At 73.2% G+C, this 9,233-nt stretch carries 8 protein-coding genes and 1 pseudogene; 8 read left to right on the top strand and 1 reads right to left on the bottom strand.

What is annotated here, in order from left to right:
* Positions 1-145: 145 nt before the first annotated feature.
* A pseudogene (locus KIK08_RS40685) lies at positions 146-311 on the bottom strand (IS5/IS1182 family transposase); the annotation flags it as partial.
* Between the two features lie 226 nt (positions 312-537).
* On the opposite strand from KIK08_RS40685, the gene KIK08_RS34560 reads away from it, so the two are divergent.
* The 8 genes from KIK08_RS34560 to KIK08_RS34525 all read left to right on the top strand — a co-directional run.
* On the top strand, positions 538-1,995 hold the full coding sequence (locus KIK08_RS34560) for an NF041680 family putative transposase (RefSeq protein WP_308258077.1): 1,458 nt from the start codon (positions 538-540) through the stop codon (positions 1,993-1,995).
* Between the two features lie 164 nt (positions 1,996-2,159).
* The gene (locus KIK08_RS34555; protein WP_214407530.1) at positions 2,160-2,750 is read left to right on the top strand and encodes a Pvc16 family protein; all 591 of its coding nucleotides are present in this window, start codon (positions 2,160-2,162) and stop codon (positions 2,748-2,750) included.
* A complete protein-coding gene (locus KIK08_RS34550; RefSeq protein ID WP_214407529.1) occupies positions 2,747-3,598 on the top strand; it encodes a hypothetical protein in 852 nt (283 codons plus the stop codon). Before KIK08_RS34555 ends, KIK08_RS34550 begins: the two co-directional genes overlap by 4 nt.
* Positions 3,599-3,635: 37 nt before the next feature.
* Entirely contained in the window at positions 3,636-5,477 is a 1,842-nt protein-coding gene (locus KIK08_RS34545; protein ID WP_214407528.1) for a phage tail sheath family protein, read from the top strand.
* 19 nt (positions 5,478-5,496) lie between these two features.
* The gene (locus tag KIK08_RS34540; RefSeq protein WP_214407527.1) at positions 5,497-5,952 is read left to right on the top strand and encodes a phage tail protein; all 456 of its coding nucleotides are present in this window, start codon (positions 5,497-5,499) and stop codon (positions 5,950-5,952) included.
* A gap of 10 nt (positions 5,953-5,962) precedes the next feature.
* Complete coding sequence (locus KIK08_RS34535; RefSeq protein WP_214407526.1) at positions 5,963-8,005, top strand: phage tail sheath subtilisin-like domain-containing protein; 2,043 nt, start codon at positions 5,963-5,965, stop codon at positions 8,003-8,005.
* Positions 7,998-8,510: a phage tail protein gene (locus KIK08_RS34530; protein WP_250558420.1), complete on the top strand. Its 513-nt coding sequence runs from the start codon at positions 7,998-8,000 to the stop codon at positions 8,508-8,510. The genes KIK08_RS34535 and KIK08_RS34530 overlap by 8 nt, the downstream gene beginning before the upstream one ends.
* A partial coding sequence (locus tag KIK08_RS34525; protein WP_491063194.1) for a CIS tube protein occupies positions 8,507-9,233 on the top strand: 727 nt, incomplete at its 3' end. The genes KIK08_RS34530 and KIK08_RS34525, both read left to right, overlap by 4 nt.

Here is a 9,233-nt window from a genome sequence, read left to right as displayed (position 1 = left end):
CGCTGGCGCGCTCTACGCCACACCACCGCAAGCCCGTCGAGAATCGGTGACATCGTCGCTGCCGCACGAGTGCTCACCCATTTCGAGCAGATCGAGCTACGCAGATCTTGCTGAGATCACCTCAGTGAGCCCTTTCCACTTGGCGTCAGCCAGCGAGGATGAGGACCAGGACGGCCTTGACCAGGCTGGTGGCCCGGTGCGGACAGCAGCGGATCCTGCTCTATTAGGACCTTCCAGCTCTTGAGTTGCGCGTTGGCTCGTTCACCGGGTCCGCTCTGACGGGCGTGAGCGGAGTTCACCGCTTTCTGATTGCGAGACAAGCGCTGGCGATCACCGGTCTCGGGTCGGCAGGCCGGCGTCGTTGCGGGACGACGAATCCCGCCCCGCGGTAACCGTTGTCGGCGATCACCCGCACCTGAGCTTGATCTTTAACCTCGAGGGTTGGCTGTGCTCGCGCGGCGGCCCCGGGTGATCATGGACGCAGCCCTTGGTTGATCATGCTTCTGACGAAGGAAGAAGATCAACACAAGGGCTGCGGTGGGTAGTCTGCACGATCACGGCCGAGCCTCGGCGCTCGGGGAGCTGTCCCGGTTCCGCCGGGAGTTCCACACGTCGTTGACCGCTCGAGCGGACGTCTTGTTCGAGCTGACCGAAGCGGTGCTGTGTGTCGATGGGCCGGTGACCTCGCTGGTCGAGTTGACCCTGGTCGCCGAGCACCGTCGCGGGCACGGGGCGATGTATGACGCGATCAACCACGGTCGGGTCGAGCCCGAGCGGCTGCGCCGGACGCTGGCGTCGTTACCGCTGCCCAAGACGGCGGACGGGCGGATCGTGCTCACCGTGGATGTCAGCCCGTGGCTGCGCCCGGACGCCCCGACGAGCCCGGAACGGCTGTTCTGCCACGTCTATGGCCGGGGCAAGGGCAATGCGCAGCTGATCCCGGGCTGGCCGTACTCGTTCATCGCCGCCCAGGAGGCCGGTGCCAGCTCGTGGACCGCGCTGCTGGACGCGGTCCGGCTCGGCCCGGCCGACGACGCCACCGCGGTGACCGCCACCCAACTGCGCGACGTGATCGCCCGGCTGACCGATGCTGGGCAATGGCAGTCCGGCGATCCACCAATCCTGATCGTGACCGACGCTGGCTACGACATCACCCGCCTCGCCTACGTCCTGTCCGACCTCCCGGTCGAGCTGGCCGGCCGGATCCGCTCGGACCGAGTCCTGCGCCTGCCCACACCGGCGCGGCTGCCCGGCACCAACGGGCGCCCACCGCGCCACGGCCCGGAGATCGCGCTGGACAGGCCCACCACCTGGCCCACCCCGCAGCACACCACCCGCACCGAAACCACCCGCTACGGCGCTGCGGTCGCGACCAGCTGGGACCGGGTCCATCCGCGGCTGACCCGCCGCGGCTGCTGGCTCGACCACGACGCGGAGCTGCCCATCATCGAGGGCACCCTGATCCGGTTGCAGGTCGAGCATCTACCCGGTGACCGTGACCCGAAGCCGGTGTGGTTGTGGACCTCGACCACCGCCGCAACTGCCGCTGACGTCGACCGGTTCTGGCAGGCTTTCCTGCGCCGGTTCGACATCGAACACACCTTCCGACTGCTCAAGCAGACCCTCGGCTGGACCACCCCGAAGATCCGCACCCCTGCAGCCGCGGACCGCTGGACCTGGCTGTTGATCGCCGCCCACACCCAACTCCGCCTGGCCCGCCCCCTCGCCGCGGACCTCCGCCGGCCCTGGGAACGCCCCGCCGCTCCCGGCCGACTCACGCCCGCTCGGGTCCGGCGCAGCTTTCGGAACATCCGCCCGAGGACGGCCCAGCCCGCCAGCGCGCCGAAACCCACCCGCCCCGGTCCGGGACACGCCCGCTCGGCTCGCGCAACCACCGACCCGCACCCAGCCACGATGTCGGCAAGACGGTCAAACGCGACCGCACCATCACCGCTCACCAGCAGCGCACAGGTTAAAGATCAAGCTCAGGCTTAACCCTCGCCCTCGCCCTCGCCGTCCGTGTCCTGTCCGATGGGCAATGGGCGGAGATCACGCGGACCTGCTGGACTGCGCCGGGATCACAGAGCAAGCGGCATGCGGGTGGTCCGTGCTGGGTGGTGGTGACGCACGCGTGACGCCGTTCTCGGAGCCTCGTCGTCATGGCAGGATTCGGCGCGGTCGCCGCCGTCGGCAAGAGCATCGAGACGGTGCTCAACGCTGGCTACGCCGTCGCACAGCCGACCCCGTCGGGACCGACCGTCGCCCGGCTCGTGCAGACCGACGACCTCGCCGAGCCCGACCAGAAGATCCAGCGGCCCGGGCTGTCGCTGCTGCTGTACCGCGTGGACTTCAGCAAGACCATGCGGGCGACGTGGGCCGACGTCGGCGTCCGGGACGGCCGGTCGCACCTGCCGCTGGACCTGCACTACCTGGCGACGGCCTGGGCGCGCAACGCCGAGGACGAGCACCGGGTGATCGGCCGGAGTATGCAGATCCTCGAGCGGCTCGGCGGGCTCGGAGGAGCGCAGCTGCTGCCCGACGGCGACTGGGACATCGGCGAGTCCGTGCAGCTGCACCTCGAGGACATGCCCACCGACAACCTCATGCGGACCTTCGACAGCCTCCGGTGCGACTTCCGGCTCAGCGTCCCCTACATCGCCCGGGTCGTCGTCGTGTCGACCGACGACGGCGCTGCGGGCCCGGATGTCGTGACGGCCGTGCGCGGCGCGCGGATCGGGACCACGCCGTGAACGAGTTCGTGGCCGCGCCGTTCGAGGAGCGGGTCGTCCGGCTCCGGGTGGGCGTCGAACCCGTCGACGCCCTGCAACCCGACGGCCTACTTGCCCCGCTGCCCGCGCTGCGCGTGCACCTGGAGCGGGTGCCGCGGCCGCATCCGTTGCCCTCCGACCTCAACGACGCGGTCGGCCTCCCGCCGCTGCGCCGCAGCCGTAGCGGTCGGTTCGCGATCGTCTTCGGTTCCCCGCGCACCGACCCGCCGCATCGCCTGGAGCTGCGGATCGTCGATCCGTCACGCTCCTACGCCCCGCGCCGGCTCTCGCTGCCCGCCCCCGACCTGGCCACGGTGCTCACGGCCGAGCGCACCAACTCCCCGCTTCCGCGGGGGTGCCGCGCGGCGATGTTCCCGGGGGCCGCCTACCCCGTGCCGCCCGGGGCGACCGCCGTGCGCGGGACCGCCCGCTTCGCCGACGGCACTCCGGCGCCGTGGACGCGGATCGATGCCACCGCGTCGGCGACCCAGACCGTCCCGTGGCGCGCGCACGGCGACGTCAACGGCGACTTCCTCCTGCTCGTCGGCCCGCTCGGCCCGGTCGAGGCCCGCCGCCCCACCGCGACGGTCGACGTCACGCTGACGGTGCGGGCCCGCCCCCTGCCCCCGCCCGCGACGCCCCCCGACTCGCCGACCGGGTCACGCGCCGACGCGCTGTGGCACCTGCCCGTGGAGCGGGTGGGCGCGCTGGGTCCCGACCCGGTCGCGGCGGGCACGGTGCTGCCGCCCGGCTACACCGCGATGGCCACGCGCACGGTCGTCTGCCGCCGCGGCGCCACCACGGTGGCCCCGTTGCTCGTCCTGACCTGAGCCCGCCCGATTCCGCCCGACCCACGGAGAGGCTGACATGCCCGAGTACCTGGCTCCCGGTGTCTTCGTCGAAGAGGTCAGCTTCCGGGCGAGCTCGATCGCCGGCGTCGCGACCTCGACCACGGGGTACGCCGGCCGCACCCACTACGGGCCGGTCCGGTACCCGGGCGGCCCCACCACCGTCGAGCCGCGGCTGGTCACCGGGTTCTCCGAGTTCGAGCGGGTCTACGGTGGACTGGCACCCTTCGACGACGACGTCACCCTGCCCTTCCTCGCGCACGCCGCGCGGGCGTTCTTCCTCAACGGCGGCCGGCGGCTCTACGTCTCCCGTGTCTACGTCGGCGAAGGGGGAGTGGCGTCGGCCGAGTTGCCGGTAGCGCAGGCCGGCCTGGCCCACCTGCGGGCTCGCTGGCCCGGCCACATGGGCGGGGTGGCCGTAGGGCTGACCGCGGTGCGCGGTGGCGACGTCGGCGTGCACGTGGAGGTCCCGGGCGAGCCGGCGGGCGCGAAGGCCCGGGGCGTCCAGCCCGGCACGATCCTGGAGGTCGTCCCGCCCCCGCCGCCGAACCAGCCGATGCCACCGTCGACGACGCCGCTCGTCGCGGCGAACCTGCGGGTGCTGCGGATCGAGAACGACCGGCAGGTGTTCCACAACGCCGCCGGCCAGCCCGACCCGCCGCCGGTCACCGCCCTGTTGCTGCCCGTCGAGGTCACGGTGACCGTCACGGTGGATCCGGAACGCGTCGACGTGTACTCGCGGCTCGGTGTCGGGGTCGACGCTCCCCGGGCGATCGAGCGGGTGCTCGGCCGCGACGACCCCCAGGACGAGGACGCCGTGATCTGGTTCGACCGGGGTAGTGCGGGCGCGGTGAACCCGATCGACATGCTGATCGCGCTGGTCGGCGACGGTGACCCGACCACGAAGGTCGTCCGGCTCGCCGGGGGCACCGACGGGGGGCCACTGTCCGCGGACCGGCTGATGGGCGACCCGGCCGACCCTGACCGGGTCGACGCCAAGGCCACCGGGCTGGAGGCGCTGGCCGAGGTGGACGACATCGCGATCGTCGCCGCGCCCGACGTCGGCGGTCTCGACGACGAGGGTGAGCGCGTCGTTGCCACCCAGAACCTGATCCGCCACGCCGAAGCCGCCCGCTACCGCATCGCCGTCGTCGACGGCCCGGAAGGCGCCTCGCTCAACGAGATCCGGGCCTTCCGCGGCAACTTCGACTCGTCCTACGCGGCGATCTACCACCCCTGGCTGGAGGTGCTCGACCCGGCCGGGCCGCCGGCTCCCGGGGTGCCGACGCCACGGCTGCTGCTGCCGCCGTCCGGCTTCGTCACCGGGATCTACGCCCGCACCGACGTCACCCGAGGCGTGTTCAAAGCGCCGGCCAACGAGGTCGTGTTCGGGCTCACCCGCTTCGAGAGCGTGATCAACCAGGGCCGCAACGAGGTGCTGAACCCGGAGAACATCAACGCGCTGCGGTTCTTCCCCGGCCGGGGCAACCGGGTGTGGGGGGCTCGCATGATGAGTTCGGACCCCCAGTGGCTCTACGTCAACGTTCGGCGGTTGTTCCTGTTCCTGGAGCACTCGATCGACCGGGCCACCCAGTGGGCGGTGTTCGAGCCGAACGGCGACGCCCTGTGGCGCAACGTCACCCAGACGGTGCGGGACTTCCTCGACGTCCAGTGGCGCGCGGGCGCGCTGCTCGGCCGCACGCCAGAGGAGGCCTACTTCGTGCGGTGCGACCGCTCGACGATGACCCAGAACGACCTCGACAACGGGCGGCTCATCTGCCTGATCGGGGTGGCCCCGGTCAAGCCCGCCGAGTTCGTGATCTTCCGGATCGGCCAGTTCACCGCCGACGCACGCGGCTGAGCGGACGAAGGAGCAGGCGATGGCCACCACCCGCCGCAACCCCTACGGCGCCTTCAAGTTCCAGGTCGAGTTCGGGGCTGTGCAGGACGGCCCGGGTGCCTTCTCGGCCGGGTTCTCCGACGTCTCGGGGCTCGGCATGGAGATGAACTACTCGGACTACCGGGAGGGCACCGACGCGACGAACACCGTGCGCAAGATCCCCAACACGTTCAAGCACGACGCCGTCACCTTCAAGCGCGGCCTGGTCGGCGCCACCGACCTGTTCGACTGGATCAAGGCGATCCGGGAGGGCGGCCAGCAGCCGCGGACCGTGACGATCGTCGTGCTGGACGAGGCGGGCACGGACGTGCTGCACATCCGGCTGACCAACGCGCAGGCCAGCAAGTGGGTGGGGCCGACGCTCGCCGCGAAGGGCGGCGGCGAGGTGGCGATGGAGGAGCTGCACGTCGTCTACGAGCAGATCGACTACGAGTGAGCGGGCCGCGATGACCCTGCATACGCCCGAGCTGTCGATCCCCGACGCCGACGGCGCCGACGACCCGGTGCGCCAGGTCGTGCTGGGCGCGCCCGGGGTGTACCTCGCCCCCGAGGTGCCCGCCCGGCGGCTCGCCGCGGAGCCGATGGACGTGGTCGGGTTCGTCGGCGTTACCCCGCGCGGGCCCGCCTTCGAACCCGTCGACGACCCGACTCTGCGCGACCGGGGGATCACCCACGCCCGGTCGGTGCCGGTGACCGTGGACAGCTGGGACGAGTACCAGGAGGCGTTCGGCGGCTTCTCCGGGCCCGGTCTGCTGCCGCACGCTGTCGCAGCGTTTTTCGCCCAGGGCGGGCGCCGCGCGGTCGTCGTGCGGATCGTGTCCGGGGCGGCGCACCGCCCCGCGGCCGTGCCCCCCGGCTGCGCGCACCACGACCTCGGCTCGGGCGTGCCGCCGCTGCGCGCCCGCAGCGAGGGCGCGTGGGGCAACGGGCTGCGGCTGACGCTGTCGTTCACCACCCGCGCGCTCGCCGTGGCCGCCCACCGGCAGGGGGCGCTGGTGCTGGCGCCCGGATCGGGGATGCCGGTCGGCACCCTGCTGCGGCTGCGAACGCCGGGCAGGGCCGACGCGCTCGCCGTCGTCACTCGGCTGGAGCGCGAGGGGCGCCGCGGCGGCGTGGGCAGCGACCTCGTCGCCACGCTCGACCGGGCTGTCGTGACCGGTGCGGACACGGTCACCGAGTTGGTGGAGGGCGAGCTCACCGTCGTTGACACCGACCCGGAGCGGCCCCGCCGCGAGCGGTTCACCGGCCTCGGCATGCGGCCGGCCCACCCGCGTTACCTCGCCGACGTGCTCCGCCGGCGGTCGCGACTGCTCGCGCCCCTCGAGCGGCCCCTCACCGCCGGCGACGACGTCGGCTTCGACCCCGCCCCTACCCTCCCCACGCTGGTCAGCGGGCCGGCAGACCCACCCGGCTTCGACCGCTTCGCCCTGGTGACCGAGGACGACGTCCTCGGCGACCCGGTCGCCGCCGACCTCGACGCCACGGCGGGGATAGGCGCCCTCGGCGGCGCGCTGGATGCCGCGACGGTGGTCGTGCCCGACCTGTACGCGCTGCCCACCCCCCCGCTGGCCGACCCGGACGTCGTCCCCGGCGGCGACCCCGCCTTCCGGCCGTGCGCCGACCGAACGCTCCCGCCCCGCCCCCGGCCGCCGGCGTCCGGGCCGCTCACCGGCCTCGCGCTGGACCCCACCGACCCCGACGACCTGGCCGGGATCCTCGCTCGGCAGGCCCGCCTCGTGGCGGCGGCGCCGCGGCTGGAGCTGGTGGCGCTGCTCGACGTGCCGCCCGGGCTGACGCCGCCGCAGGTGCTGCGCTGGCGCGCGGCATTCGACTCCACCTACGCGGCGGCCTACCACCCGTGGCTGCGAGCCCCCGGCCCCGACCCCGACGGGCCCCTGTCCACCCTGCCGCCCTCGGCCGTGGCCGCGGGTGTGCTCGCCCGCACCGAGCTGGCCCGCGGCATCTCCCGAGCCCCGGCCAACGAGGTCGCGGCCGGGGTTGTCGACGTCGCCGAGCCGGTCGACGACGAGGAGCACGCCACCCTGCACCGCCTCGGAGTCGACGTGTTCCGCGCCCTGCCCGGCGGGGTGTTCCTCACCGCGGCCCGGACGTTGTCGGCCGACCCGGTGCTGCGCCAGCTGACCGCGCGCCGGCTGCTGCTGCTCGTGCGCCGCACCGTCCGGCGCCAGCTCGCCTGGACGGCGTTCGAACCCGACAGCCCGGCGCTGCGCGCCGGGCTGCGTCGCCACCTCGAGCAGTTGCTCGGCGCGCTGTTCGACGGGGGCGCGTTCGCCGGGGCGACGGCGGAGGAGTCGTGGTTCGTCCGGATCGCCGAGTCGGGCGCGACCCCGCCTGGGCAGGTCGTCGTGGAGATCGGCATGGCGCCGTCGGCGCCGCTGGAGTTCGTCGTCGTGCGTGTGGCGCTCGACGTGACGGGCGCGAACGAGCCCGTCCTCGACCTCGGGGAGGCGGTGGTCCACGATGGCTGACCAGCTCGCCCGAACATTCCGTTTCCGGGTGACGCTCAGCGCGTCGCCCCCGGCACCGCCGCGCGGGAGCGACGGGGTGCGCCGCGACCCCGGCCCGCCGCTAGGCGACGGCGCCTTCCAGGAGTGCAGCGGGCTCGACCTGGAGATGGACGTCGGCGAGTACGTCGAGGGCGGGCGCAACAACGGTGTCCTGCAGCGCGGGGGCCGGGCCAAGCTGACCCGGATCACCCTGCGTCGCGGGATGCTGCACCCGGCGGACGGCACCGTGAACGCCGACCTGTGGCGGTGGTTCGCCGACTGCGTCGACGGCGTGCTGCCGCTGCGGCGCTACGACGGCACCGTCGAGGTGTTCGACGAGACCGGCCGCGTGGTGGCCGCGTGGACGTTCGACCGCGGGCTCCCGGCGAAGATCGTCGGCCCGCAGCTCAACGCCCGCACCGGCGAGGTGGCCGTCGAGGAGTTGCAGATCGCCCACGAGGGCCTGCGCCTGCGGGTGACGCCGTGATCGAGTTCAAGAAGGCGACGCTGGCCGAGGTCGCGGACACGCCGGACGCGAAGCCGGAGAACGACCGCCACCGGATCGAGGTTCAGATCAACCCGGCAACGCTGCGCCTGCAGATGGCGAGCACGGTGGACTTCGGAAAGGACGCGGGCCGTTCGAAGATCCAGTACCAGGGCTCGACGTCGACGCTGTCGTTCGACCTCGTGTTCGACACCGCCGACGAGGGCTCCACCGAGGAGCCGCTGGACGTCCGCACCCGCACCCGCCACCTCGAGCGTTACGTGCTGCCCCAGATGGATCAGGCCAAGTCGGTGCCGCCCCGGGTGCGGTTCACCTATGGCGCGCTGTCGGTGGTCGGCGCGATGACCGCGCTCAACACCGACTTCGACTACTTCGCCCGCGACGGCGTCCCGCTGCGCGCCAAGTGCGCGGTCACGATCAAGGTACAGCGCCCGGAGTTCGACGCGGGGAAGGTCGGGTCGGGCGCCAACACCGGGGCCGGCGCGGTGCCGCCCGTCCCGCCGAACGCCGCCGGCCCCGGCACGGGCATCGCGCCGCCCCAGCCGGGTCCGCCGCCCCCACCGCCGGACCGGACCGGCACCGCGCTGGCGGGGGAGAGCGCGCCCGACTTCGCCGGCCGGATGGGGCTCGACCCCCGCGCGTGGAAGGACCTGCAGGGGATCACCGACCCGCTGCGGCTGCCGCCGGGCCTGCAGGTTGACTTCT

This window comes from Pseudonocardia lacus, from assembly GCF_018531445.1.
Classification (GTDB): domain Bacteria; phylum Actinomycetota; class Actinomycetes; order Mycobacteriales; family Pseudonocardiaceae; genus Pseudonocardia; species Pseudonocardia lacus.
The sequence above is the reverse complement of the archived record's forward strand: the minus strand, read 5'-3'. Positions and strand labels throughout refer to the sequence as shown.